Annotated in this window: 25 protein-coding genes; 9 read left to right on the plus strand and 16 right to left on the minus strand. The window is 65.2% G+C overall.

Annotation, left to right across the window (positions count from 1 at the left end; translation table 11 throughout):
* Positions 1-69: 69 nt before the first annotated feature.
* From rnhA to ispH, 3 genes are read right to left on the minus strand one after another with little or no spacing between them, the layout of a single operon-like run.
* Entirely contained in the window at positions 70-534 is a 465-nt protein-coding gene (rnhA, locus tag GWG65_RS25125; RefSeq protein WP_275198242.1) for a ribonuclease HI, read from the minus strand.
* On the minus strand, positions 531-1514 hold the full coding sequence (locus tag GWG65_RS25130; protein ID WP_275198243.1) for a homoserine kinase: 984 nt from the start codon (positions 1512-1514) through the stop codon (positions 531-533). Before GWG65_RS25130 ends, rnhA begins: the two co-directional genes overlap by 4 nt.
* Before the next feature lie 6 nt (positions 1515-1520).
* Positions 1521-2489 (minus strand): 4-hydroxy-3-methylbut-2-enyl diphosphate reductase, encoded by a 969-nt coding sequence (ispH, locus tag GWG65_RS25135; RefSeq protein ID WP_275198244.1) that lies wholly within the window; start codon positions 2487-2489, stop codon positions 1521-1523.
* A gap of 242 nt (positions 2490-2731) precedes the next feature.
* Between ispH and GWG65_RS25140 the strand changes: the two genes are divergently transcribed.
* Entirely contained in the window at positions 2732-3427 is a 696-nt protein-coding gene (locus GWG65_RS25140; protein ID WP_275198245.1) for a cell cycle transcriptional regulator TrcR, read from the plus strand.
* 112 nt (positions 3428-3539) lie between these two features.
* Here the strand turns inward: GWG65_RS25140 and GWG65_RS25145 are convergent, their stop codons facing one another.
* The 4 genes from GWG65_RS25145 to GWG65_RS25160 form a co-directional block, all read right to left on the minus strand.
* Positions 3540-4277 carry an OmpW family outer membrane protein gene (locus GWG65_RS25145; protein WP_275198246.1) on the minus strand — a complete coding sequence of 246 codons (738 nt, stop codon included), beginning with the start codon at positions 4275-4277 and terminating at the stop codon, positions 3540-3542.
* Between the two features lie 191 nt (positions 4278-4468).
* Positions 4469-4729: a hypothetical protein gene (locus tag GWG65_RS25150; protein WP_275198247.1), complete on the minus strand. Its 261-nt coding sequence runs from the start codon at positions 4727-4729 to the stop codon at positions 4469-4471.
* A gap of 168 nt (positions 4730-4897) precedes the next feature.
* Positions 4898-6820, minus strand: coding sequence for a propionyl-CoA synthetase (locus GWG65_RS25155; RefSeq protein ID WP_275198248.1), 1923 nt, complete (start codon positions 6818-6820; stop codon positions 4898-4900).
* A gap of 588 nt (positions 6821-7408) precedes the next feature.
* Positions 7409-8185, minus strand: coding sequence for a tetratricopeptide repeat protein (locus tag GWG65_RS25160; RefSeq protein WP_275198249.1), 777 nt, complete (start codon positions 8183-8185; stop codon positions 7409-7411).
* A 100-nt stretch (positions 8186-8285) separates the two neighbouring features.
* Between GWG65_RS25160 and GWG65_RS25165 the strand changes: the two genes are divergently transcribed.
* Both GWG65_RS25165 and GWG65_RS25170 read left to right on the plus strand, forming a co-directional pair.
* The gene (locus GWG65_RS25165; RefSeq protein WP_275198250.1) at positions 8286-9830 is read left to right on the plus strand and encodes a sodium:proton antiporter; all 1545 of its coding nucleotides are present in this window, start codon (positions 8286-8288) and stop codon (positions 9828-9830) included.
* Between the two features lie 154 nt (positions 9831-9984).
* Positions 9985-10755: a hypothetical protein gene (locus GWG65_RS25170; protein ID WP_275198251.1), complete on the plus strand. Its 771-nt coding sequence runs from the start codon at positions 9985-9987 to the stop codon at positions 10753-10755.
* A gap of 195 nt (positions 10756-10950) precedes the next feature.
* On the opposite strand, the gene GWG65_RS25175 is transcribed toward GWG65_RS25170, so the two are convergent.
* The 5 genes from GWG65_RS25175 to GWG65_RS25195 all read right to left on the minus strand — a co-directional run bounded on the left by GWG65_RS25175 (position 10951) and on the right by GWG65_RS25195 (position 16361).
* Entirely contained in the window at positions 10951-11757 is an 807-nt protein-coding gene (locus tag GWG65_RS25175) for a glucose 1-dehydrogenase (RefSeq protein WP_275198252.1), read from the minus strand.
* Positions 11758-11852: 95 nt separating this feature from the next.
* Positions 11853-12266, minus strand: a complete 414-nt coding sequence (locus GWG65_RS25180) for a DUF1850 domain-containing protein (protein ID WP_275198253.1) — start codon at positions 12264-12266, stop codon at positions 11853-11855.
* On the minus strand, positions 12227-14338 hold the full coding sequence (locus tag GWG65_RS25185; RefSeq protein ID WP_275198254.1) for a TRAP transporter permease: 2112 nt from the start codon (positions 14336-14338) through the stop codon (positions 12227-12229). Before GWG65_RS25185 ends, GWG65_RS25180 begins: the two co-directional genes overlap by 40 nt.
* Before the next feature lie 229 nt (positions 14339-14567).
* Positions 14568-15515 carry a TAXI family TRAP transporter solute-binding subunit gene (locus GWG65_RS25190; RefSeq protein ID WP_275198255.1) on the minus strand — a complete coding sequence of 316 codons (948 nt, stop codon included), beginning with the start codon at positions 15513-15515 and terminating at the stop codon, positions 14568-14570.
* 366 nt (positions 15516-15881) lie between these two features.
* Entirely contained in the window at positions 15882-16361 is a 480-nt protein-coding gene (locus GWG65_RS25195) for a hypothetical protein (RefSeq protein ID WP_275198256.1), read from the minus strand.
* A 193-nt stretch (positions 16362-16554) separates the two neighbouring features.
* Here GWG65_RS25195 and GWG65_RS25200 point away from each other — a divergent pair, with 193 nt between their 5' ends.
* Positions 16555-16857: a hypothetical protein gene (locus GWG65_RS25200; protein ID WP_275198257.1), complete on the plus strand. Its 303-nt coding sequence runs from the start codon at positions 16555-16557 to the stop codon at positions 16855-16857.
* A gap of 162 nt (positions 16858-17019) precedes the next feature.
* On the opposite strand, the gene GWG65_RS25205 is transcribed toward GWG65_RS25200, so the two are convergent.
* Entirely contained in the window at positions 17020-18210 is a 1191-nt protein-coding gene (locus tag GWG65_RS25205) for a hypothetical protein (RefSeq protein ID WP_275198258.1), read from the minus strand.
* A 56-nt stretch (positions 18211-18266) separates the two neighbouring features.
* On the minus strand, positions 18267-18896 hold the full coding sequence (locus GWG65_RS25210; RefSeq protein ID WP_275198259.1) for a CoA pyrophosphatase: 630 nt from the start codon (positions 18894-18896) through the stop codon (positions 18267-18269).
* A 67-nt stretch (positions 18897-18963) separates the two neighbouring features.
* Between GWG65_RS25210 and GWG65_RS25215 the strand changes: the two genes are divergently transcribed.
* The 4 genes from GWG65_RS25215 (at position 18964) to GWG65_RS25230 (ending at position 22752) form a co-directional block, all read left to right on the plus strand.
* Entirely contained in the window at positions 18964-19389 is a 426-nt protein-coding gene (locus tag GWG65_RS25215; protein ID WP_275198260.1) for a PaaI family thioesterase, read from the plus strand.
* A 178-nt stretch (positions 19390-19567) separates the two neighbouring features.
* Entirely contained in the window at positions 19568-20590 is a 1023-nt protein-coding gene (locus tag GWG65_RS25220) for an aldo/keto reductase (RefSeq protein WP_275198261.1), read from the plus strand.
* Between the two features lie 15 nt (positions 20591-20605).
* Entirely contained in the window at positions 20606-21919 is a 1314-nt protein-coding gene (locus GWG65_RS25225) for a tetratricopeptide repeat protein (protein WP_275198262.1), read from the plus strand.
* 245 nt (positions 21920-22164) lie between these two features.
* A complete protein-coding gene (locus tag GWG65_RS25230; protein WP_275198263.1) occupies positions 22165-22752 on the plus strand; it encodes a hypothetical protein in 588 nt (195 codons plus the stop codon).
* A 46-nt stretch (positions 22753-22798) separates the two neighbouring features.
* Here GWG65_RS25230 and GWG65_RS25235 read toward each other — a convergent pair whose 3' ends face one another.
* Together GWG65_RS25235 and GWG65_RS25240 are read right to left on the minus strand one after the other, a co-directional pair.
* Complete coding sequence (locus GWG65_RS25235; protein ID WP_275198264.1) at positions 22799-24358, minus strand: oleate hydratase; 1560 nt, start codon at positions 24356-24358, stop codon at positions 22799-22801.
* A 118-nt stretch (positions 24359-24476) separates the two neighbouring features.
* Positions 24477-26315 (minus strand): AMP-dependent synthetase/ligase, encoded by a 1839-nt coding sequence (locus tag GWG65_RS25240; protein ID WP_275198265.1) that lies wholly within the window; start codon positions 26313-26315, stop codon positions 24477-24479.
* 109 nt (positions 26316-26424) lie between these two features.
* Between GWG65_RS25240 and GWG65_RS25245 the strand changes: the two genes are divergently transcribed.
* Positions 26425-26772, plus strand: a complete 348-nt coding sequence (locus GWG65_RS25245) for a DUF3088 domain-containing protein (RefSeq protein ID WP_275198266.1) — start codon at positions 26425-26427, stop codon at positions 26770-26772.
* The last annotated feature ends 108 nt before the right edge of the window (positions 26773-26880 follow it).

Genomic DNA, 26880 nt, shown 5'->3' on the forward strand with positions numbered 1-26880 from the left:
ACCGTCTCTGGAATACTGGATCGCCCGGTCAAGCCGGGCGATGACAGCGGAGAATGGAGCCGTCGACGCCTACTCCCTCACCCGCTGCTGCAGCCGCGCCATCGCAACGCCGTCGCGCGCGAGCTGATCGGCGCGTTCGTTCTCGGGATGGCCGGCGTGGCCCTTGATCCAGTGCCAGCGGATTTCGTGCTGTTTCAAAGCGGCATCGAGCCGCTGCCATAGCTCGACATTCTTCACCGGCTTCTTGTCCGCGGTGCGCCAGCCGTTGCGCTTCCAGCCGTGGATCCAGCCAGTGATGCCCTGCCGCACATATTGGCTGTCGGTGTAGAGATCGACGATGCAGGGCCTCTTCAGCGCTTCCAGCGCCGAGATCGCCGCCATCAGCTCCATCTGGTTGTTGGTGGTGTGGCGCTCGCCGCCGTTCAGCTCCTTCTCCTTGTCGCCGAACTTCAGGATCGCGCCCCAGCCGCCGGGCCCGGGATTTCCGGAGCAGGCGCCGTCGGTAAAGATGGTGACATTGGGAAGTTCGCTCAAGCGACCTGTCCTGACGGCATTAGCCCGTAGTCGCGCGCGCTGGAGACGCTCTGGTGAAAGCGCAGCTTGCGAACATATTCCAGAGGGTCCTTCGGCTTGACCAGCGCGCCGGGCGGCACGTTGAGCCAGTCGACCAGGCGCGTCAGCAGGAAGCGGATCGCAGCCCCTCGCGCCAGCAGCGGCAGCGCTGCCTCTTCCGCCTCGGACAGCTTTCGCACGCGGCCATAGGCATTGAGGAAGGCCCGCGCCTTGGTGACGTTGAAGGAGTGATCCGGCTCAAAACACCAGGCATTCAGGCAGATCGCGACATCGTAGGCCAGCATGTCGTTGCAGGCGAAGGTGAAGTCGATGATCCCCGAGAGCTGGTCGCCGAGGAAGAAGACGTTGTCGTTGAAGAGGTCGGCGTGGATGACGCCCTCGGGCAAATTGTTCGGCCAGACGCCGCTCGAGAGATGATCGAGTTCGGCGGCGAGGAACGCGCACAGGCCCGGCTGGACCTCGTCGGCCCGGCTTGAGGCCGCATCGAACAGCGGCTGCCAGCCGGCGACCGAGAGCGCGTTGGCGCGCCTGATTGAAAAATTGGCGCCGGCCAGATGCATTTTCGCCAGCGCCTGTCCGACGCCGGCGCAATGGGCGGCGTTCGGCTTGCGCGGCCAGACGCCTTCGAGAAAGGTGATGATCGCAGCGGGCCGTCCCGACAGCTCGCGCAGCGCCTCGCCGTCCTTCGCCTTCACCGGCAGCGGGCAGTTGATGCCGTGCTCTGCGAGATGCGTCATCAGCGCGAGGAAGTACGGCAGATCGTTCTTCGCCACGCGCTTCTCATAGAGCGTGAGGATGAACGAGCCCTTGGTGGTGTGCAGCAGGAAGTTGGAATTCTCGACGCCCTCGGCGATGCCCTTGTAGGAGAGCAATTCGCCGAGATCGTATTGCTGAAGGAAATCCGCAAGCTCGTCGGCGGCGACGTCGGTGTAGACCGCCATAAAGGTCTACTCGGCGGCGGCTTCGGGGCGCACCGAACGCGGCAGCGGGAAGAACTCGTTCTCTTCCGCGGCCGAGACCGTCTCCACATGCAGCGTGAAGCGCTCGGCAAAAGCGTCCATGATCTCCTCGACGATCACTTCCGGCGCCGAGGCGCCCGCGGTGATGCCGAGGCTGGTGATGTTCTCGAACCGCTTCCAGTCGAGGTCGGCGGCGCGCTGCGCCAGCACCGCGATCGGGCAGCCCTCGCGCTCGGCGACCTCGCGCAGGCGCTGCGAGTTCGACGAGTTCGGCGCACCGACCACGATCAACGCGTCGACCACCGGCGCCACCTTCTTCACCGCGAGCTGGCGGTTGGTGGTGGCGTAGCAGATGTCTTCCTTGTGCGGACCGTTGATGTTCGGGAAGCGCTCCTTCAGCAGCGCCACGATCTCCGCGGTATCGTCGATCGACAGCGTGGTCTGGGTCACGAAGGCGATGTTGTTCGGATCCTTCGGCGTGATGGTCTTGGCGTCCTCGGGGGTCTCGATCAGGGTGACGGCGCCGACCGGAAGCTGGCCGAGGGTGCCGACCACCTCGGGGTGATGGGAATGGCCGATCAGGAAGATCTCGCGGCCGCGCTTGAAGTGGATCGCCGCCTCGCGGTGGACCTTGGTCACCAGCGGGCAGGTCGCATCCAGCGAAAACAAATTGCGGGACTGAGCGTCGGCCGGAACCGATTTCGGCACGCCATGGGCCGAGAACACCACCGGTGCGGTGGTGTTTTCCGGGATTTCGGCGAGCTCCTCGACGAAGATGGCGCCCTTCTTCTTCAACCCATCGACGACGTACTTGTTGTGCACAATCTCATGGCGAACATAGACGGGAGCACCGAACTTATCGAGCGCCCGTTCCACGGTGTCGATCGCCCGGACCACCCCGGCGCAGAAGCCACGGGGAGAACAAAGCACGATCTTGAGGTCTGGTTTGGCTGACATTGGGCGATCTCGGGACCGAATCACCTCGCCAAACGGGCGGGAAGCGGTCGATGGATGAATAGAACTTAGGTACGGGCTTACAGGGAATTGGGCCCCCTTTCGGGCGCTGTCAAGGCACTATCTATAGCAGAACCATTGCGTGGCCACCCCCTCCGGGCTTATATAGCGCGAATTCCCAGTCATCGCTGATGACCACCGGTTTCGCCTCCAAAGGGGTGGGCGAAGCACAAAGGAGATTTGCCATGAGCAACGCACCTCTGATGCCCAAGGCGACCGCCGTCTGGCTGCTCGACAACACCGCGCTGACCTTCGACCAGGTCGCCGATTTCACCAAGATGCACCCCCTCGAGATCCGGGCGATCGCGGATGGCGACGCCGCCCAGGGCATCAAGGGCATGGACCCCATTTCCAACGGCCAGCTGACCCGCGAGGAGATCGAGAAGGCCGAGAAGAATCCGGACGCCCGGCTCCGCCTCCAGGAGAGCAAAGTGGTGCTGCCGCCTCAGCCCAAGCGCAAGGGCCCGCGTTACACCCCGGTCTCGCGCCGCCACGAGCGCCCGAGCGCCATCCTCTGGCTGCTGCGCAACCATCCCGAGCTCAAGGACGCCCAGATCATGCGCCTGGTCGGCACGACCAAGAGCACGATCGCGAGCGTCCGTGATCGCACCCACTGGAATACGTCGTCGCTGACGCCCATCGATCCCGTGACCCTCGGCCTCTGCTCGCAGATCGAACTCGATTTCGAAGTGGCGCGCGCGGCCAAGGAAAAGCCGATCGACGCAGCCTATGGCGGCGCGACGCTGCTGCCGGCCTCGGAGACCACCAAGAAGGACGAGTTCGAGTCGGCCGAAAAATCCAGCGACGATCTCAACGTCGACGCCGTCTTCGCCAAGCTGAAGACGCTCGGCGGCAAGAAACAGGAGCAGGAGGAAGAGTAAACCTCCGCTCTCCCTTCGCTGGCGAATGCAGTTTGAACGCGGCAGGGTGAACCTGCCGCGTTTTTGTGTTGGCGGTGTCGTCCCGGCGAAGGCCGGGACGACACTGGAGAAACTAGAACTTATACGTCACACCACCGCCGACCAGCCACGGATCGATATGCGCGGTGCCCGTAACCGGCAGGCCGCTGACGGTCGCGCTGTAGTCCGGCCGCAGCCAGAGCTTCTTGACGTCGACGTTGAGGCCCCAGTGCCGGTCGAGCATGTAGTCGAAGCCGAACTGCACGGCGCCGCCCCAGGCATTGCTGACATGCAGGCTGGTGGTGGTGGCGACAATCGCCGGCGGCCCGACGATAGCTGCCGGCGCGTTGGCGGCGGAATTGTTGAAGAACACCGTGTAGTTCACGCCCGCGCCGATATACGGCTTGAACGCGCCGAAATTGTCGAAGTGGTATTGCAGCGTCAGCGTCGGCGGCAGCAGCGTGGTCTTGCCGATCGGCAGATTGGCGAGCGAGCCGGTGCCGGTGATCGAATGCCGAGTCACGCCCAGGATCAGCTCGGCCGCGATGTTCTTGGTGAAGAAATAGCTGATGTCGAGCTCGGGCACGACCTGATCACTGATCTTGAGCCCCGAATTCGGCGATGACAGCGAAGGAACGCCCGCGACAGCGACGGTGCTGCCACCGGCATCCGGCAACACGCCGAGCACGCGCAGACGCACCATCCAGGGATTGAAGGCTTCGGCCGGCGGCGGCGCCTTCTTGTAGACCGGCAGGTCGGCGGCCTGCGCCGAGGCAAACGTCCCCGCGATCATCGCGCCAAGCGTCGCCAGGCCTCTTATTGTTCTCTGCATTGAATTCCCCTTCAGCCATCTCTGCGCGCGTCGTTGCGCGTCATGTGCTTCAGAGCAGAAAGGGGAGGGACAAGGATTTGATGCTGATCAAATCGCGCGGATTGTTGCGCTGCGTTGCAGATGTGTCACAAAAAATGCCGATGCGGATCAGTAGCGCGCCTCCCCAGTCATCGGAGGAGACGCACCTCGGCTCACGGCCGCTCCGGATGGTTCAGCATGTATTCGCCAAGATCGCGCTGGCGGCGGTCGGAGCGGGCAACCGCGGCGTTGCGCTGGACGTCACGGTCCTTGCGGCAGGCCACGTATTCCGGCGAGCCCTGCGCATAACCGCGGCTCTGGCAGACCGCGTCATCGTCGTCACCGCCCATCGCCACCGGCGTCTGGTAGCGCGCGGAGCAGGCGGAGAGGATGAGGCCCGCAAACGCAATCGCAAGAAACGGCTTCGAATTCATGGCAGGCCTTTGATCCTCATGGTGAGGAGCCCGCGCAGCGGGCGTCTCGAACCATGCAGGCCCGGATGCAGCAGCGGGGCCTTTCATCCTTCGAGACGCGCGCCAGGCGCGCTCCTCAGCATGAGGGTTGAGCGGATAAATGCGGCCTATTCAAGCCCCATCGTACCGTCACACCCTCCCCTTCAGCGCCTCGCCGATCTCGTCCAGCACCTTGGGGTCTTCGATCGTCGCCGGCATGGTCCAGGACTCGCCGTCGGCGATCTTCTTGATGGTGCCGCGCAAGATCTTTCCGGAGCGCGTCTTGGGCAGGCGGCCAACGGTGATGGCGAGCTTGAAGGCGGCGACGGGGCCGAGCTTGTCGCGCACCAGTGCGACGATCTCCTTCTCGATCTCGCCAGGCGCGCGCTTGACGCCGGCCTTGAGCACCAGGAAGCCGCAGGGCACCTCGCCCTTGATCGCGTCCTTGACGCCGAGCACGGCGCATTCGGCGACATCCGGGTGAGACGCCAGAATTTCCTCCATGCCGCCGGTCGACAGGCGATGGCCGGCGACATTGATGATGTCGTCGGTGCGGCCCATCACGAAGACATAGCCGTCCTCGTCCTTGTAGCCGGCGTCCGAGGTCTTGTAGTAGCCGAGGAATTCGCTGAGGTAGGCTTCCTTGAAGCGCGCGTCCTGATTCCACAGTGTCGGCAGGCAGCCCGGCGGCATCGGCAGCTTGATGACGATCGAGCCCATGGTGTTGGGACCGACGGGCTTCGCCGCTTCGTCGACCACGTCGACCTGGTAGCCCGGCATCGGCACCGTCGGCGAGCCGTGCTTCACCGGCAGCATCCCGAGGCCGACCGGATTGCCGGCGATGCACCAGCCGGTTTCGGTCTGCCACCAATGGTCGATCACCGGCACCTTCAGCTGCGCTTCGGCCCATTCCACCGTCGGCGGATCGGCGCGCTCACCGGCGAGGAACAGCGTGCGGAATCTGGAGAGGTCGTATTGCCGGATGAACTTGCCTTCCGGATCGTCCTTGCGAATGGCGCGGAACGCGGTCGGCGCGGTGAAGAAGGCGACTGCCTTGTGCTCCGAAATCACGCGCCAGAACGCACCGGCATCAGGCGTGCCGACCGGCTTGCCCTCGTACATGACCGTGGTCGCGCCATGCAGCAGCGGGCCGTAGACGATGTAGCTGTGGCCGACCACCCAGCCGATATCGGAGCCGCACCACCAGACCTCGCCGGGCTTGACGCCGTAGAGGTTGAACATCGACCATTTCACCGCGACGAGATGGCCGCCATTGTCGCGCACGACGCCCTTGGGAATGCCGGTCGTGCCCGAGGTGTAGAGGATGTAGAGCGGATCGGTGGCGGCGACCGGCACGCAAGGCGCTTTCTTGCTCTCGTTCATCGCCTTGCGGCGCAGGCTCGCCCAATCGTAATCGCGCCCCGGCGTCAGGTCGCAGATGTGCTGCGGACGTTGCAGCACGATGCACGCCTTCGGCTTGCTGCCCGCGAGCCTGATCGCCTCGTCGAGCAGCGGCTTGTAGTGCACGATGCGGCCGGGCTCGATGCCGCAGCTCGCCGACAGGATCAGTTTTGGCTGCGCATCGTCGATGCGGGTTGCGAGCTCCTTGGCCGCAAAACCGCCGAACACCACCGAGTGCACCGCACCGATCCGCGCGCAGGCCAGCATCGCGACCACCGCCTCCGGCACCATCGGCATGTAGAGGATGACACGGTCGCCTTTGGCGACGCCGAAATCCTGCATGATTGCGGCGAGCGCCTGCACCTCGCCCAGGAGCTCGGCATAGGTGAATTTTGCAACCGAGTTGGTGAGCGGCGAATCATGGATCAGTGCGACCTGGTCGGCACGGCCGTGTTCGACATGGCGGTCCAGCGCGTTGTAGCAGGTGTTGACCACGCCGCCGCCGAACCAGCGGCCGTAGGTCCCCTGGGCGGCGTCGAAGATCTTTTTCGGCGGCTCGATCCAGTCGATCTCCTTTGCCGCCTCGGCCCAAAACCCCTCGGGATCGGCCAGCGAGCGCGCATGGACCTCGTGATAGCGGCTCGTTCCTTCAACGTTTCCCTGGGCGTTCATGCAAGCGCTCCCGTTCCCTTTATTCGCCTTGCCTTGACCTGACGACAGGACCTCAGTCCCGCCATGATCAGGATCAATCGCCGGCCTTGTTTGCGGGGGGTATTTTCGCGGGAACGGGCCGCGGTTCAAGCTGAAAAGGATGGGCCTTTTGCAGGAGAGAGCGAGCTGCCACCGCGGCGGCGGTGCGCTCCCTCGCCCCGTTCTTACGGGGGCGCGGCGAGCTTCGCTCGCTCCGAGAGGATTGGGGTGAGGGGCTGTTTCCGCAATTTCGGTGCAGATTGAGGAGTTCGCAGAGGCTCCCCCTCATCCGGATCGCATCTTCGATCCGCTCCGGCCTCTCCCCGCTGGCGGCAGGGCGACGCATGTGGGCTGATCTTGTTGTGGCCGATCCTTCGAGACGCCCGCCTTGGGGCGGGCCCTCAGGATGAGGATGGAGTGCGCGGCAGCGGTTTCAACGGGCGCTGATGCCGCTCAGCCTCATCCTGAAGAGACCGCGGAGCGGTCGTCTCGAAGGACGAGGCGCGCGCTCAGGCCGCCCAAAAGGCCATATGCGATCGCCATGCCGCTGGCGGGGAGAGGCGAAGACCTTCAATATCCGTCGATTCCGTTCAGCCGCTGCAAGCGGTCCTGCATCGCCTTCTTCAGATCGTATCCCGGCCGCCCAAACTCCGCGTTGCGGCGGGCGATAAAATCGTCCTGCTCACGCTGAAGCGTGCGCGCGTCGGGGGTGGGATTCCGCATGCTTTGCGCCTCGCGGACGGCGCGCGTGTTGGCCGCAAAAACCTCGCGATCGAGATCGGCGAGCTCGCGGTTGGCGCAGATCGCTTTCTCCACGGCGCGGCGCGCGCGCCTGCAATTGAAGCTGGGCTTGCCGACGACCGCCATCTGTGCGCCGATCCGCTCGAGCTCACGCGCCATCGCCTTGTGATTGGCCTTGGCCTGCTCGTGGTTCGGATCAATTTTCAGTGCCGCGCCAAAATCCTGCACCGCTTTGGGGCGGTCGCCCTTCTTCAGCCAGAGCTCGCCGCGCGCGTTGAAGACGTCGGCAAGCGTCGGATCAAGCTGCAACGCGCGGCTGTCGTCGGCGATGGCGCGGTCGGTCTGGTCATGTCGCGCCAGCAGCGCGCCGCGCGCGATCAGCGCCTTGATCAGGTCGGGCTTCGCCGTCTTCTCGTTGTCGATCACGGCGGCGCAGGCTGGCCCCGCGTTGTCCATGTCGTCGGCGGCGGCAGCCGCAAGACATGGCGCGATGTCGACCTGCGCCACCGTAGCCGGCTCGCCGCCGGTCGCCGCATGGGCCGCACCGAGCAAGAGCGCGCAAAGCAGCACGGCACCGGAAAATTCGATCGGGACGGTGAAACGCATTGTTGTAGTCGGAAGCCTTGCTTTGTGGCCTTACTATCCATCATACGGCCGGATTGATGCTAGCTTGTAGCGTCGCTCAAATCGGTTTCGGGGCTCTCAATTGTCGACATTCGAATGGATCATCGCGCTGCTGCTCGGAGCCGTTGCATTATCGGCGCTGGCGCGGCGGATCAAGGTCCCCTACCCGACCTTTCTCGCCATCGGCGGCGCGCTGATTGCCTTTATCCCATCGAGCCCGTCTTGGACGCTGGAGCCCGACCTGGCGCTGGCGCTTTTTGTCGCACCGGTGCTGCTGGACGCCGCCTTCGACACCTCGCTGCGCGATCTCCGCAACAACTGGGTTCCGGTCTCGACCCTGGTCGTGGCCGCCGTCGGCATGACCACGGCTGGCGTCGCGCTGGTCGCACATTGGCTGATGCCGGACATTCCCTGGGCCGCCGCGGTTGCGCTCGGCGCGATCGTGGCGCCGCCGGATGCGGCCGCTGCAGTCGCGATCCTGAGCCAGGTGAAACTACCCTATCGCATGGTGAAGGTGCTGGAGGGCGAGAGCCTGCTCAACGATGCCAGCGCGCTGCTGGTCTATCGCATCGCGGTCGGCGCCATCGCCACGGAGCACCTGACGTGGAGCCAGGTCGCGCCGACAATGGTGCTGGCACTGGTCGGCAGCGTCATCGCCGGCCTCCTTGCAGGCCGCATCATCCCGCTGTTCATGGAGCGGGTGACGGAGGCACCGAGCGCGATCATCGTGCAATTCGCCACCACTTTCATGATCTGGATCGCCGCCGAGCATCTCGGCCTCTCCGGCATCCTCACCATCGTGGTCTACGCCATCACCATGGCGCGCACGGCGCCCGCCCGCATGCCGGCGCGGTTGCGGGTGCCGTCCTATGCGGTGTGGGAGACGATGGTATTCGTGCTCAACGTGCTCGCCTTCATGCTGATCGGCATGCAGATGCGACCGATCTGGACGCGGCTCGAGCAGGAAGTGCGCTGGGAATATTGCATGGCGGCAGCCTGGATCCTGCTCACGGTCATCCTGGTGCGGCTCGCCTGGGTGACGTTCTACCGCACGACGCTGCGCGCGCTGATGGCGCACGGGATCTATCATCCGAAGGATCCGAAGGCCGTCGCCTCACCCAAGGGCGGACTGATCATCTCCTGGTGCGGCATGCGCGGCCTGGTCACGCTCGCCACCGCCTTCGCGCTGCCGGAAAGCTTTCCCTATCGCGATTTCATCGTCTTCAGTGCCTTTGCAGTCGTGCTCGGCACGCTGGTCGTGCAGGGTCTGACGCTGCGTCCGCTGATCCTGGCCTTCGGCCTCAAGGACGACGATCCCGTCGGCGTCGAGGTCGCGCGCGCCCGCGCGGTCGCCTATCGCGCGGCGCTCGACGCGATCGAGGACGATCCGTCGGAGGAGGCGGAAATCCTCCGGCTCGAATATCGCGCCATCCTGATGCAGGCGGACGACGATCCGCACGGCGGCATCGCCAATGGCGAACTGCCCGCCGATCCCCTGCGCCGCCGCGCCATCGAAGCCGCCCGAAAATCGATCTTCGACCTGCGCGCCACCGAAGTGATCGGCGACGACGCCTTTCACCGGATCGAGGAAGAGCTCGATCGCGCCGAATTGAGCGCGGGGGGCTGAGCCGCGTGGCGCCCCGCCACAAACTCGGCCGTCGTCCCGGACAAGCGCGCCCAAAGCGCGCGCCGATCGGGACGACGGCTGGGATTGAGCCAGCAGCGCATTACACCGCGTGAACAACATTGAACCAAACGCCGCTTCCCCAGACTCACTCCAGATGACAACCCTAATCGACGACCGTCGTGTACGCGCGCGTGATGCGTCGCCTGCACGATATTTTTATCTCCATATGGCGCTGGCCTGCGCGGCCACCGCGTTTCTCGGCTTCGCACCGACCTATTGGGTGCCGCTCGTCAACCGGACATTCTCCACGAGTCCGGTAATCCATTTTCACGGACTCTTGTTCTTTACCTGGACCCTCTATTTCGTGCTCCAGACCTGGCTCGCTGCCTCGGGCCGCGTGGTCAATCACCGTTCGCTCGGCATCGCCGGCGTGTCGCTCGCGACCGCGATGACGATCTTCGGCTTCCTCGCCTCCGTGCATGTGATGCAGCATTCCGCCGCGCTCGGGCAGAAAGAGGCCGGCATCGCTTTCTCGATCGTGCCGATGAGCGGGATCGCGTTCTTTGCGGTGGTGTTTGTGCTGGCGATCATGAACACGCGAAAGCCCGAAATTCACAAGCGCCTGATGCTGCTCGCCGCGGTCTCGATCCTCGACGCAGCGATTGCGCGCTGGTTCCTCACCTTCCTCGCGCCTCCCGGACCGCCGGGCCCGCCGCCGGTGCCAGTGACCATCGCGCCGGCTGTCGTCGCCTCGCTGCTGCTCGTCGTCGCCATGGTGCGCGACTGGCGCACCGAGGGCCGCGTGCATCCGGTCTACATCTACGGCACGCTCGCGATGCTGGCGGTGAAGGTCTTGAACTGGCCGATCAGCGAGACGGCGGCGTGGCATTCCTTCGCCGGCGGGATTCTGGCGCTAGCGCAGTAGCGCCACAAGCTCCGTCGTCGTCCCGGACAAGCGCAGCGAAGCGGAGCGCTGATCCGGGACCCATAGCCACAGGCGGATGTGGTTTAAGGGGACTCGGAGTTACCGTTTAGCAAAACAACCTCATGCTGTGCTTATGGGTCCCGGATCTGCGCGCGCTTTGGGCGCGCTTGTCCGGGACGACGGTGGAGGTTGTAGTTACGCCCCCGCCTTGCACGTAATCCCGCCGTCCACGACGAGCTCGATTCCCGTCACGTATTTCGACTCGTCCGACGCCAGGAACAGCGCCGCATTGGCGACGTCCCAGGCGTCGCCCATGTGGCCCATCGGCACCTGCGCGTCGCGGGCGCGCCACATCGCTTCGACGTCGCCCTTGGCGTAGCTGGCGGCGAGGCCGGCGGAATGTGCGACCATCGGCGTCTTCATCAGGCCGGGCAGGATCGCATTGACACGCACATGATGGCGCGCGAACTCGATCGCGGTGGTGCGCGTCATCTGGTTCATCGCCGCCTTCGAGGTACCGTAGGTGACGTAGGAGATGCCCATGTGGCGGATCGACGCGATCGAGGAGATGTTGATGATCGAGCCGCCGCCCTGCTTCACCATCACCGGAATAACGTGCTTCATGGCGAAATAGGCGCTCTTGAGGTTGATGCTGAAGACGCGGTCCCAGCTCTCTTCGGTCACCTCGACCACGCTGCCCATCTCGGCAATGCCGACATTGTTGTCGAGCACGTCGATGCGGCCGTAAGCTTTGAGACACGCCGCGACCATCGCCTCGACCTCGCTCGCGCGCGAGACGTCGGCGGTGAAGGCGGTCGCCTTGCCGCCTTCGTCGGTGATGATCTTCGCGGTTTCCTCGGCCGCGGCATCGTTGCGGTCGACGCAAAACACCTGCGCGCCCTCGCGCGCAAAGGTCGCCGCGGTGGCCTTGCCGTTGCCCCAGCCCGGTCCGATCGAGCCGGCTCCCACCACCATCGCAACCTTGCCCTTGAGCCGATCCATCGCGTTTTCTCCCTGGTTATTATTGTCCGTAGCCCGGATGGAGCGCAGCGTAATCCGTGGCGACTGTCCCCGGATTACGCTTTGCTCCATCCGGGCTACGGATCGTTGCAAGCTTTCATCGTGGTGACGTTAGCACCGATGGGATGACCGACAATCTCGGACAATGTCATGCACACGCCGTCATGGCATAGCCGCCATTCGCCAGCCGCACCGGAATTGCCAAGCACGACCTCCTGCGTCGGACCGCGCTTCGGCTGCCATTGAAACCAGCCGTCGACGAGCCGCGCCTCGGGCGGCGGCTCCATGCCGGGGCCGGTGCCCTTGACGCGGGCCTGCACCAGTTCGAGGCCCGCCGGCGTGACGCGCCAGTCTTCCTGCCACTCGACCTTCGCGATCGAATGCGTCCATGCCAGCGTGAACGCAGACAGCGCCAGCGCCTTCACGCCGCCCGCTGTTGCGAAACAGAGGCTCACACGGCCTCGATCGCCGCCGGCGGCCTTTGCCGCCATTGCCACAGCACCAGCGCGGCCGAGAGCACGAAACCCGCGGTGTCGCTGAACGGAAAATCGCCGAGCAGGCACAACGCGGCGCCGAGCGCGACCACGCGCTCGAGCAGCGTCAACCGCGTGAACAGGAAGCCGATCGCGACCATGCCGAACAGCGCGATCGCCACCAGCGCCTTGAGGCTTGCGAGCGCCACCGCGCCGTAGAAGCCGAGCTTGGCCGCCATGGGATCGCCGGCTTGCAGCATCAGCGCGGGCGAATAGACGAAGATGAAGGGAATGACGTAGCCGGCGAGCGCGATGCGCATCGCCTCCCAGCCGATCTTGTCCGGATTCTCCTTGGCGATCGGCGCCGCCGCCAGCGCGGCCAGCGCCACCGGCGGCGAGAGATCGGCCATGATGCCGTAATAGAACGCGAACATGTGGCTCGCGATCAGGGGCACGCCGAGCTTTGCCAGCGCGGGCGCGGCGAGCGCGGCCGTGATGATGTAGGTCGGGATCGTCGGGATGCCGGTGCCGAGCAGGATCGACAGCAGCATCGTCATGATCAGCGCCAGAAACAGGCTCTTCTCGCCGAGGCCGATCACCCAGCCGCCAAAGATGGTGCCGACGCCGGTCTGCGACATCATGCCGATGATGACGCCGACGATGGCGCAGGCCATGCCGACGGTGATGGCGGATTTGGCGCTCTCGGCCAGCGCATCGCGGCAGGCGCGCAGGGCGGCAAACCCGCCGCGCACGAACGCTGTGATGACGACCAGGGCGACGACGACGCCAGCAACCGGCACGATCTGAAGACCGTCACGCGACAGCGCAGCCACGACGAGCGCAAGCCCGATCCAGAAGATGTAGCGGATCACCGTGTGGGAGACGCCCGCCGTGATGCTGGCACCCAGAATCAACGCGACCGTCAGCGCGAGGCCCATGCTGCCGGCATAGAGCGGCGTAAAACCTTCGAACAGCATGTAGACCAGCGCCGCGAGCGGCAGCACGAGATACCAACGTGTCACCAGCGCCTTCCAGGCGCTCGGGATTTCCGCGCGCTTCATGCCGGTGAGGCCGTACTTGCCGGCTTCCAGATGCACCATCCAGAACGCGGAGGCGAAATAGAGCACTGCGGGAATCGCCGCCGCCTTGACGATTTCCGAGTACTGGACGCCCAGCGTCTCCGCCATGATGAAGGCGACCGCGCCCATCACCGGCGGCATGATCTGCCCGCCCATCGACGCCGTGGCCTCGACGCCGGCGGCAAACGCGCGGCGGTAGCCGAACCTGATCATCAGGGGAATGGTGAACTGGCCGACGGTGACGACATTGGCGACGCCCGAGCCGGAGATCGTGCCCATCATGCCCGATGCGAACACCGCGACCTTGGCCGGACCGCCGCGGGTGCGGCCGAACAGCCCGAGCGAGACGTCGGTGAAGAGCTGGATCATGCCGGCGCGCTCCAGGAACGAGCCGAACAGGATGAACAGGAAGATGTAGGTCGCCGAGACGTAGATCGGCACGCCGTAGAAGCCCTCGGTGCCGAACGACAGATGCGTGATGATCTGGTCGAAATCATAGCCGCGGTGGTTGAGCGGCGACGGCAGATACTGGCCGAAGAACCAGTAGACCAGACAGGCGCCGCACATCAGCGGCAGCGCCGCACCCATCAGCCGCCGCGTGCCCTCGAAGATCAGGACCGCAAGCAGCGTGCCGACTACGAGATCGAGCCGCGTCGGATCGCCGTCACGCGCGATCAGATCGGCGTAGAAGATCCACTGATAGAGCCCGCAGAAAAACCCGGCGCCGCCGATCAGCCAGCCGAGCGCGCGGCCGAGATTGCTCTTGGCCGTGAAATTGCCGATCAGGCCGAAGGTGAGGAGAATGAGGAAGCCGACATGGACGCCGCGCACCACCTGGCTCGGCAGATAGTTAAAGGCGGCGACATAGAGCTGGAAGGTGGCGAACGCGATGCCGATCCAGTAGGCGAGATGGCCCCACCAGCCCGGACCAAAACCTTCCGGAAAGCCGTGCTCGAAATTGTCGAACTCGACCTTGATCGGCGCTTCGGTGCCTTCTGCCTTTTCCAGCATTTCAACTCGTCCCCAATCGTCCAGCGCTTATAGCATCGGCAAGGCCTATCCAAACCGTCATGCCCGGGCTTGTCCCGCCTGCGCGGCCGAAGCCGCTTCGGCGAGGCGAAGGCCCGGGCACCCACGATCTTTCTCGCCTAGCCTTAGAACGTGGATGGCCGGGACATCTGCGCGAAGACGCGCTTCGCGCTTTTGCCCGGCCATGACGTCCGACTGTGAGAGCCTGACCTTACTTGATCAGCCCCTTTTCCTTGTAATAGCGGATCGCGCCGGGGTGCAGCGGAACCGGGCTGCCACTGGCCGCCGTCTCGAGCTTGATCTCCTTGCCCGCGGCATGGGCGTTCTGCAATTCCGGCAGCGACTCGTAGACCAGCTTGGTCATCTGATAGGCGAGATCGTCCGACACCGCCGAGCTGGTGACGAGATAGTTGATCACGGCCGCGGTCGGCACGTCCTTGTCCTGCCCGGTATAGGTGTTGGCGGGAATGATCGCCGCAATGAAGGGCGGGCCGATCTTGTCGACGGTTTCCTTCGGCACGGAGACGACCGTGATCGGGCTCGAGGTCGAGAGATCCTTCAGCGAGGCCACGCCGAGCCCGGCCGATTGCAGCGTCGCGCCGAGCTGACGGTTCTTCATCAGGTCGACGGATTCGGCAAACGGCAGGTACTCGACCTTGCCGAGGTCCTTGTAGCTCATGCCGGCGGCGGCGAGGATCGCGCGCGAGTTCAGCTCCGTGCCGGATTTCGGTGCGCCGACCGAGAGACTCTTGCCCTTGAGGTCCGCGAGCGTCTTGCTGCCGGACTCGGCGGTCGCAACGATCTGGATGTAGTTCGGATAGATCGCGCCGATGGTGCGCAGCTTGTCGAGCTTGGTCTTAAAGCCCGCCTCCTCCTCGCCGTCCCAGGCGGCCTTGAGCGAATCGCCCAGCGTGAACGCCAGCTCGCCGCGGCCCTGCTGGAGCAAAATGAGGTTCTCGACCGACGCCTTGGTGGCCTGCACCTGCGTTTTCACGTTCGGAATCTTGTCGCCGTAGATTTTCCCGATCGCGACCCCGAGCGGATAGTAGACGCCGGAGGTGCCGCCGGTCAGCACGTTGATGAAGGATTGCGCATGTGCGCAAGGCGCCGACGCCGCCAGAGCAAGAGCCGCGGCCACGCCGAAAAAAGTCCGTTTCATGATTTTTACACTCCCCAAACCGGCGGGGAAATTGGCTGGATGAGGGGGGCGGGTCAACCCATCCAATAGGCAAAACTGGCCTGCGGTAAATGGCCGTTCCGGCGGGATTTTTGGGGAACGTGGCAGGTGCGGCGACGTGGCGCAGCCGAGCGGACTTACGTGAGGCTCAATCAATCGCGGCAGACTCGGTCACCTCTCCCGCTTGCGGGAGAGGTCGGCGCAGCGCGCCGGGTGAGGGCTCTGCCCTCTTGGGGGTTCTCGATTGTGGAGACACCCTGTCCCCAACCCTCCCCCGCAAGCGGGGGAGGCAGCGCACCTTCTATAAGGCGGCGATCAAGCCCGGCCTCACCGTATGAGAGCGCACCTTCACTGGAACGTCATGTCCAGGCACTTGGAGATGTCGGAGCCAAGGCCGGAGGAGATGATGATGCAGCCGCGGACCTTCTGCGCGGTCACGTCCGCGGCCCAGACCGAGTAGCCCCCGGGACCAAAGAACGAATTGGTGTTCGGCGGCTCGGTCTCGGTGGCATCGAAATCATAATGACCGTCGGTCTCGAAGATGCGCGGCTTCTTGGTGCAGCCGCCGTCGGTCTGGACGTTGATGACTTCCTTGTTGTCGCGAGTCAGTGCCAGCGAAACCTGGCAGCGGAAATATTCCGAGGTCTTGGTGTTGAAGAGGTAGGTGTAGGACTTGCAGGTCGCGGTGTTCAGCTTGCCCGGGGCAAGGCCACGGCTGCAGGAAATCCGCTGGTTGTGGCTCAGCTGGTAATCATCGGCCCAGGCGGCCGGCACCAGTGCCGTCAGCAACAGCGCGGCGGCCCAGCAGGCTTTAACGACATGGTTCATTCGAATCATCCCCACCAATATTTTTGTCGAATTGCGTTCTAGACGGAAAGCGGAACATAGTCGTGAGGGGGCGAAGGGAAAATCACAAACTGCTGGGCAAGACGTGATGCGCTGCGGCGCTTTCGCAAATTGACCGGAAATAGCGTTCGTGATTTGTTCAAGCCGGGCACCCCAATGGTGGGGAGGATGGATGATGGCAATTTCAACGAAGACATTTGCACTTGTAACCGTACTGGGCGCGTTCGCTGCGCCCGCACTCGCGCAGACCCCAGCAACGCCGTGGGAGCTCAAGCCCGACATGGGCTACGCCTATGACAAGGACGGCAAGACCTATTCCTACAAGATGGGCACCAGCAATGCCGGCGAACTCTTGAAGGGCGCCAAGAAGGTGCCCCGCGGCACACTGTTCTTCATCGGCCACAACGGCCAGCTCTACATGCGCACCGGCCCGTATCTCGAAGCCGACGGCAAGTTCAGGTTCGGGTCGGATCAGTAGAGGCGCGGCGGCGGCGAGCCACAGCCTCGGTGTCATCGTCCGTCTTGTGCGCAATTGCGCACTGGGGCGGACGATCCAGTATTCCAGAGGCGGCGATGGGATACGGATGAGCCGCGGCGTACTGGATGCCCCGCCTTCGCGGGGCATGACAGCTACCGAGAACTAAAACGCGCCCGCCAGCTCCCGCGCACCGGCATTGTTGCTGTTGCTGTCCATCCGCGCATCGGTTACCGCGAGCAATTTCGCCACCGTATTGTGGCGGATCGCGACCGGGTTGCGTTCGTAGCCGCCGCGCTGGAAGAAATTCGAGGTCGGCACCTGCTCGCGCATCGCCTGCGGCATGGTCACCATGTCGAGCCCGGTGCCGTCGCCGGTGAGGTTCATCATCTCGAGCTCGGCCGCGGTGAGCGGACGGCTGTAGCCCTTGGCGTGCGCGAACAGCACCGAGGTCAAGAGCTTGTGGGTCTGCAGCATCGGGCCGATGTCGATGTCGAGCACCATCGCATGCATGGCCCAGCCCTGCGCGGTGTTGCCGATCTTCTCGTGCTCGGACCAGGTATCCGGCACCGACTGGGCATGCGCCACCATGTGCTTGAGAACGCCGAGCTTGTGCTCCAGCGTCTTGCGGGCCGGCCCGGAGGCTCGCGCCACTTTCTCGCTCAGCGCGCGGATGAATTCATGACCCTGTTCGGCGAACAGCTCGACGCTGTTGGTGGTCAGCAGCTGATTGTAGCCCATTGCGGTCGAGATCGCGCGCTTGCCGCCATGTTCAATTCCCGCTTGCACATCGTAGCTGCCGGTGCCGCCGGTCTCGAACGCGTAGACCCGCACCGCCTGCTCGCGCGTCAGCCCTGAAGCCAGCGCGTAGCGGGCGTAGACACGCTTGAACTCGAGCTCGGACGCCGGCCGTTGGGGCGTGAACTCGTAGAGGTCCTGCGCCGCGCGCAGGAGATCGGCGACCACGGGGATAGGCTTTCGCACGGGGCGCTCCGGCGTTTCCTCCGGCTCCGGGTTCACCGGCCGCTTCGGCCCGGTATAGAGCGGCGGGTGCTCTAGCACGTAATCGTCGAGCGTGACCTGCTGCCTGCTGCGCCGCTTGGCATTGCGGCCGCGCCGCTTCTCCGAGATCTGGCTCCAATAGGCGCCGGCCTCGGCATCGAAGGCGGCGCGCGCCTCCTGATATTCGGCGAGCTTGCGGCGATAGTCCGCGATCGCCTGTGGCGAGGCTTGCGCCATCGCGTTCCTGAGGACGAGCGGCAGCGCGTCGGCGTCGCCGCCTCGCGCCGCCGGCGCGAGCAGGACGAGCGCAAATGGAACCAGTGTCAGGGCGCGTCGAATCGAGGGGTGATGCATGATGCCCTCTTAGCAGGCATCCGGTAACCGTCACGTTAACGCGCCGTTTACCATCGTCACTTCCAGGCGAACACCGGCTGTTCCAACTCGGTCACACGGGTCGGCCGCCCCGCCAGCACCTCGCGGAACTGATAGATGAGCGCCGCCGTCGGCGCGTGGATCAGGCTACCTTGATGATGGAAGCGGACCACGCGGCGCGCGCTTTCGGGGATGGCGACGAAGTCGAAGGCGTCCTCGCGCTCGATCGTCGCGAGCCCGATGCGATGGACGGAGGCAACCTCATCCGGGTTGGGCCGGATCGTGGCGCCGTCGGCGGCCCACACCACCACCGGCGTGATCAGATAGCCGGAGCGGGTCGGGTAGTCGTCGAGCAGGCCGAGCACGTCGTTTGTCGTGAGCTTGAGCGCAAGCTCCTCGTCGAGCTCGCGCAGCGCCGCCTCGACCGGCGTCTCGCCGGCATCGCAGCGGCCCCCCGGCAGGGCCCACTGGCCGCGATGAGCGCGCAGATGTGATGCGCGCAGCGTAAGCAGGAAGGCGGTGTCGTCGCCGTCACCGGATGCAGTCAGTGCCAGCACCACCGCAGCGCGCTTCAGCGTCGACGGTTCGGCCGTGTCAGGCAGCCGCGCGAATGCCGCACAGGCGTCTGCGATATTCCGTCTGGTGGCATCATCGAAAGGTCTCATCATGCTTGACTACACCAGGACCGCGCTTGATGAAACGAGGGGAGATGTGCGTGCAGGGATGGACCGTGAGATGATCGACAAGACCGCCGCGAAGCTTAAATCAGACGGCTGGACCATCCTCGAGACCACGGGCTTCATGCACCTGATCGGTCCGCTCTGGGAGCGCAAGGTCGACGGTCATTACGAATTCGCGCTGGCGACCGAGGACAAACACCACAACCGCCGCGGCATGGTCCAGGGCGGCGTGATGATGACCTTCGCCGACCGGACCTGCGGCGTGGCCGCCCGCTACGAGACCGGCAAGCAATACATGGCGACCGTGCAGCTCGACACCCATTTCGTCGAGGCCGGCAAGATCGGCGACATACTGATCTCCCGCCCCCGCGTGGTGCGCACCACGCGCAGCCTGATTTTCATGAGCACCGAGGTATCGGTAGACGATCGTTGCGTGGTGATGGCGAGCGGCGTGTTCAAGATCTTGAAAGGGCAGGAGTAGCGCCGCGCCCTCCTTCGCCCGGCGTTGCAACGACGGCACTTCCGCGACCTCGTCATTGCGAGCGCAGCGAAGCAATCCAGAATCTTTCCGCGGACGCATTTCTGGATTGCTTCGCTACGCTCGCAATGACGGAGCTAGGTGGATATGCTGCCGCTGATCGAAGCATCGAGGATAGCCCATGCACTACCGCCAGCTCGGCCGCAGCGGCCTGAAGGTGTCGCCGATCTGTCTCGGCACCATGATGTTCGGCGGGCCCACAGATGAAGCCGCCTCACAGCGCATCATCGCCAAGGCGCATGAAGCCGGCATCAACTTCATCGACACCGCGGATGCCTATTCGAAGGGCGGCTCCGAGGAGGTGGTCGGCCGCGCCATCGCCGCCAACCGGCACGCCTGGGTGCTCGCGACCAAGCTCGCCAACCCCATGAACGAAGAAATGGGCAACGATCCCAATCGCGGCGGGCTGTCGCGGCGCTGGGTGTTGCAGGCGGCGGACGAAAGCCTGACGCGGCTCGGCACCGATCACATCGACATCTACTATCTGCACAAGGAGGACCACGCGACGCCGCTGGAGGAGACGGTGCGCGCGATGGGCGATTTGATCCGCGCCGGCAAGGTGCGCTATTTCGGTGTCTCGAACTACCGCGCCTGGCGCGTTGCAGAGATCTGCAACATCTGCGACCGGCTCGGCATCGACCGGCCGGTGGCGAGCCAGCCCTATTACAACGCGATGAACCGCATGCCGGAGGTCGAGCACTTTCCGGCCTGCTTCTATTATGGCCTCGGCATCGTGCCCTATAGCCCGCTGGCGCGCGGCGTGCTCACCGGCAAATACAGTCCCGATGCAGCGCCGGACAAGGAGACGCGGGCGGGCCGCAACGACACCCGCATGATGCAGACCGAATGGCGGCCGGAATCGCTAAAACTCGCGCAAGAGATCAAGAGCCACGCCGAGAAGAAAGGCATCACCGCCGGCCAGCTCGCGGTCGCCTGGGTGCTCAACTCCGCCTTCGTCTCCTCCGTCATCGCGGGCCCCCGCACCGAGGTGCAGTGGGACGACTACATAAGCGCGCTCGACTACCGCTTCACCGCGGATGACGAGGCGCTGATCGACCGCCTGGTGACGCCGGGCCATCCCTCGACGCCGGGCTACAACGATCCAGCCTATCCGATCGAGGGTCGCCGCGCGCGGACGGCGTGAGGGCGGGAGGCGCTGATGGCACTCGAGGATCGCTACGGCCTGCCGCTCTCCACCGCTTCGCACGAGGCGGCATCCGCCTATCGCGAGGGCGTCGACCTCATGCTGGCGGGCTGGACCGGCACGGCAGAGATGTTGGAGCGCGCTATCACCGCCGATCCGGATTTTGCGCTTCCCCATATCGCTCGCGGGCGCGTGCACGCCTTCTATCAGCAGGGCGATCTCGCGCGGCAGAAGGCGGCGATCGCGCGCGAGCTCGTCGCCAAACGCGGCACGGAGCGTGAGCGCTCGCATGTCGAGACGCTCGCGCTTGCGATCGAGGGCCGGCTCCCCGAGGCGCTCGCAGCGACGCTGAAACACATCGACGCATGGCCACGCGATGCCGTGGTGCTGTCGCTGCCGCTCGGCGCGTTCGGCCTGTTCGCCTTCTCCGGCATGGCCGATCACGACCGCGCGCGGCAGGAGCTGTGCGAGCGCGTCGCGCATCATTACGGCGAAGACTGGTGGTTCCTGACCCTGTACGGCTGGGCGATGACCGAGAACGGCAATGTCGCGCGCGGCCGCAGCGTCACCGAGCGTGGCTTCGGCCTGCGCCGGGCGAACGCTCACGCCGCGCATGCGGTGCTGCATGCGATGTTCGAGGACGGCTCGATCGAGGCGGCCGACCGTCTCGTCGACGACTGGATCCCTTCTTACGACCGCGCCGGCATCCTGCACGGCCATATCCGCTGGCACCAGGCGCTCGGCGCGCTGGAGCATGGCGATGCGGCGCGCGCGCTTGCGATCTATGCCGATGTGCTGCAGCCCTCGGCTACGCAGGCGCCGCCGCTCAACGCCATCACCGATGGCGCCTCGCTGCTGTGGCGCCTGTCCGCTTACGGCGACGCCGTGCCGAAGGCGCTCTGGCTCGAGGCCGACGCCGCTGCGCAAAAACTGTTTCCGAAATCGGGCCTGCCGTTCGCCGACGTCCACATGGCGTTATACGCCGCGGCAACGCAAAACCGCGAGGCGCTTGCCGCGCGCCTCGCCGCGATCGAGCAGCGGCTCACTGAGGGCAAGCTGCCGGCCGGTCCTGTGGTGCCGACGATCTGCCGCGCCCTGGCGGCCTTTGCCGATGAGGATTACGCGGCCTGCGTGCATGCGCTCGCGCCTGTCCTCAGCCAAATCGTGCGCATCGGCGGCAGCCATGCCCAGCGCGAATTGATCGAGGACACCTTTATCGTCGCGCTCATGCGCGGCGGCGAGCTGCCCCGCGCCCGCGCTCTGCTGGATGCCCGCCTGCACCGTCGCCCGTCCCTGCGCGATGCGCGCTGGCAGGCGGCGATGGGCTAGCGCTTGGATGGCTTAGCACCTGGATGGTTTAGGTCTTGGGCAGCCTCCGCCACGAAAAAAACACGGCGGTCCCGGCAAGTGTCTGCCAGGACAGGTTGGCAATTCGGGCGAATCGCCCGTGGGTGGGCGCGGTGGTATTCCAGGCGGGCTTGGCGACACAAACGGGACCGCAACCAATTTGCGGTTCGATCGTTATTGGACGGAACTTTCCCGTCTCCGTGGTCCTCTGGCCTACGAGCCTCGCGATGCGCCTCTGCCGACCGTTCCTCGCAGCAGCCCTCGTCGCCTCGATCACAGCCTTGGCAAGCCCTTGTTTTGCCGAGTCTTCCATGCCGATTCCGGTCAACAATCCGGCGCTGTATAACCCCTTCGTTGACCTGCTGGCGCTGATGTCCGGCCACTGCAAGACGTTGAAGGTCGCCGGGCGCAGCTTTGCCTGCAAGACCGTGGCCTACGCCCATGGCGACAAGGGCCGGGTCAATTTCGCGGTCGCTGTCGACGATCCCAGCGACGACAACCACGTGGTGTCGTTCTCGGGCGAGAACGGCAAGCGGGCCGACGACAATTCCTACGAGCTGCCGATCGACCGCATGCTGCTCAACTCCAAGGACCGGCCCAAGGTCGACGGCCTGCCGGTACCGGCCGAGCAGACCTCCACCGGAACTTGCCGCCAGACCGGCAATTTCGCCGCCAAGCAGGTGTCGGATGTCACCTGCTCGGCCACCGACAGCGAGGGCCGGAGATACGAGCTGCTGTTCGTCTCCGACGGCACGCCGGTCAACGTACGCCGGATCCGGCAGTCCGCGCCGTCGATCCAGGATCCGTTCAAATAGATTTTCTTGCCTCTCCCGTAAGAACGGGGAGAGGGGGAAGCGATCCTCACGCGAACGCCTTCTCCAGCGTTGCAAAAATCACCGCGAGCGATTTGTCGTGGCGGGTCACCGGCGGGATCGGGCGATCGATCTTCATGAGCTGGTAGACCGCGGTCTGCGCCGCACGCACCGAATATTCGACGGTGAAGACGACGTCGTCGGGAATCTCGACAAACTGGCTGACGAAGGCAAGGTTGACCGAATTCCGGGGCACCGGCAGCGGACGGTCGGTCGCAGCCCGCGGCATGAACATGCTGGTGATGTAGGGCATGCGGCAGGGAACGCAGATCGCGTCGTCGAACACGCTCGCATCGAAGTTCAAATGTCCGCAGAGCTCCTTCAGGATGTCGGCGCCACCGCAATCGGACATTGGCCTCGCGACGAAATTGCCGACTCGGTCCGGATGCAGCGCATAGCCCCAGAACACCTGGACGCTCTCCGGCTGGCCGACGAAATGAGGCTGGCGATAGAGCACCACCGACATCAGCCAGTTCGAATCCTTGAACGTGACGAGCCCGCCGGTGCCGGCCCGGTTGCCGGAGAACGCCTCCATCCGGTCGAAGAAGCGCGGATCGCGGCAGGTCACCGTGAAGGACAGCCAGTACGATTCCGGGATCGAGGCGTTGAACGCTGCGGGGTTACCGAACTCGGGGCGGCCCCTGGCGATCTTTTCCCAGAGCGCCCAGCCCTGGCTGTCGACCTTGGTCAGCCGCGGCGGCGGCTCGGTCATGCTGCCGAGGCTCGAGGCATCCGTCATCGAGCCATTCTGGAAGAACACGAGGTCGCCATCCTCGATCCCGACATTGGCGGTGCGGCCGTCGCGATCGAGCACGAGCTGGTGCACACGCACGCGCTCGCCGTCGCGCTCGAACGCCATGTCGGTGACGCGCGTGCCCCGGACGAACTGCACGCCCTGCTCCTTCAGCCAGTCGGTCAGCGGCCGCACGATCGCGTCATACTGATTGTAGGCGGTGCGCTTGACGCCCGCGAGCGTCTCGATGCGCGGAAATTCGTTCATGAAGCGGTGCAGGTAGCGCTTCAACTCGACCGCACTGTGCCAGGGCTGGAAGGCGAAGGTGGTTTGCCACATGTACCAGAAGTTGGACTCGAAGAATCCGGGCGATAGCCAGTCGGTGATGCGGCTTGCACCGAGCTTTTCCTCGGATGCCTCCGTGAGCCGCAACAGCTCGAGCCGGTCGCGCGCGGAAAAGCCCATGGTCGAGACATCGACCTTGAAGCGGTTGCGGTCGACCAGACGCGCCCGGGAATGCGCGGGGTTCTCCCGGTTGAACGCGACGGTCTCCTCGCGCACGCTCATGCCGGCACGTTCGAGCGAAGGAATGCTCGACAGCAGGTCCCAGGTGCATTCGTAATGATCGGTGGTGAGCATGCGGCCGCCGCGCAGCGAATAGGCGCCGTTCGCAAGCTGGGCGCCGTCGAGGCTGCCGCCCAGCAGCGGCTGCGCCTCGTAGATCACGATGTCGCGCCCCGGCAGCTGCGCGTCACGAATCAGGAACGCCGCGCCCGCGAGCGACCCAACGCCACCGCCGATGAAATACGCCTTCATGTCTCGCCTCGATCTTCAGTTCGAATTTCGCGGCGACATTGCATTGGCGAACGGCCCTGCAGCTTGCGCTGGATCAAGTGCGATGGACGCGGCTCATCAAGATGAAGTGAGCAGCGTCTCAGGCGATACGAGGCGCGGACGGGCGCTTCGCGTAGATCTGCTCGATCTCGGCGGCAAGGCGATGTTCGAGCGCGGGGCGCTTGTTCTTCAATGTCGGCGTCAACAATCCCGCCGCGATGGTCCACGGCTCGAGCGTCCACCACACCGCGCGTGGCGTGGCGTAGGAGGGATAGGCTTTCACGGCCGCGGCAATCCGCCCGAGCAAAACGGCGCGTTCCGCGGCCTCGCCCGGCGTGCCGCTGGCCGCGAGCCTTCTTCGCTCTTGCTCCCAGGCCTTCGCGTTGAGCACGACCAGCGCCGCGAGGAACGGCCGCTGCTCGCCGATCACCAGCGCCTGCTCGAACAGGGGATCGGCGAGGATCGCGGTCTCGAGGTCGACCGGCGCGATCTTCTCGCCGGTGGAGGTGACGAGAATATCCTTGATGCGGCCGGTGATGGTGATGCGCCCGCTCTCGATGCGGGCCTGGTCGCCGGTGTGCAGCCAGCCGTCGGCGTCCTTGACGCGGCGCGTCTCCTCCGGCTTGCGCCAATAGCCGAGCATCACGCTCGGCCCGCGTACGAGCAGCTCATCCTTCTCGCCGAGCTTGACCTCGATGCCGTCGAGCACCCGGCCGACCGAGCGCGGGTCGTTGTCCTCGGCGGTGTTGACCGAGACCACCGGCGAAGTCTCGGTCATGCCGTAGCCCTGGAGGATGTCGAGCCCGAGCGCGAGAAACAGGCGGATGACGGACTCGGCGATCGGCGCGCCGCCGGAGACCGCGATGCGCAACCGGCCGCCGAACTGCACCAGCACCTTATCGGCGACGAGGCGCTTCAGGAGTGGCCATGCCAGCCGGTCGAGCACCGACAGCGAGCCGCGCCCCTGCCGCGCGTCGAAGCGCCGACCGCCGACGGCGAGCGTAAGATCGAGCAGCGCGCGTTCGATGCTTCCGGCCGATGCCCGGTGCTGCATGATCAGCGCGTAGATGCGCTCATAGATCCGCGGCACCGAGTTCAGCACCGTCGGCCGCACATGCTTGAGATCCTCCGACAGCTGCGGCACCGAGCGCGCATAGGCGACGCAGGCGCCGGCCGCGATCGGATAGTAGTAGCCGCCGGTGCGCTCGAAGCTGTGCGAGAGCGGCAGGAAGGAGAGGAAGACGTCGCTCGGGATCGCGGCGAGCCGGCGGTCGACCGCCTTCACGTTGGCGACGATATTGTCCTGCGACAGCATGACGCCCTTCGGCCGCCCGGTCGTGCCTGACGTGTAGACGATAGCGGCGAGATCGTCCGGCCTGACCGCGACGTCAGGCAGCGGCGCGGCCGCGCGAGATGGGGCCGCGAGCCAGCGGGCGAGCTCGACGATGCGCGCGTCGGTCGGCGCCGGCCCGGCCGCGTCCGCGCAGACGATACGCTTGAGCGTATCGAGCGGCTGGCCGGTGGCCGCGATCGCCTGCCAGCGCTCCAGCGTATCCACGAACAGCAACAGTGCACCGGAATCGGCGAGGATGTAGGCGATGCTGTCGGGATTGTCGACTGCATGCATCGGCACCGGCACCAGGCCGCGCGACAGCACCGCCTGGTCCATCGCGACATGCGCGATCCCGTTCGGCATCAGGATCGCGACGCGTTCGCCGGGCGCAAAATCCTCCGCTGCCAGCGCCTGCCGCCAGCGCTCGAACTCCGCATCGATCTGTTGCCAGGACTGGCCGACCCAGCGCCTCGCGGCGGTGTCGAAATGCCGGTAGGCCTCCACCGCCGGCGTCGCGCCGATGCGCCACCGCAAAAGTTCCGGCAGCGTCGTCACCTCGGCGAGCGTGCGAGGAGCACCTTGCGGTTGACTGGTCGGCTCTGGCATGGAGACCTCTCGTTGCGCCATCGATTCCCCGATGGATTAATCCCTTGAGGTTAGGCTGGCCAGCCATGCACACATTGATCCTCAGCAAGACGGCCATGCGGAGCGACTCATGACCCGCGACGTCTTGTTTCTACTGCGCCCCGGTTTCGAAGACCCGGCCTTTCCGAACCGCCGTTTCTATTGCTGGCACTGTGCGCTGATCGAAGGCGTGCTCGCCTCGTTTCCGGCGCTGGCCGCCACGCTCGACGTCCAGCGCATCGCATGGCCGCAGCCGCGGCAGGCGGTGATTGCGCTGGTCGGCGAAGAGAACCAGTCGCTGCCGCTGCTCGTGCTGGCGGACGGGGCGATGTCGCCGCACCAGACCGGCAGCCATCAAGGCCGCGCCTTCATCGCCGACAAGGATGCGATCCTCGCCGCGCTCTCCGAGCGCCACGGCTTTCCAGGTCCGCATCCGTAAAGGCTTGTAGCCCGGATGGAGCGCAGCGAAATCCGGGGAAGTCGCGCAGAGGATGCTGCGGCCCCGGATTACGCTACGCTCCATCCAGGCTACAGGACCTGTCATGGC

This window comes from Bradyrhizobium sp. CSA207, assembly GCF_029051685.1.
Taxonomy (GTDB): domain Bacteria; phylum Pseudomonadota; class Alphaproteobacteria; order Rhizobiales; family Xanthobacteraceae; genus Bradyrhizobium.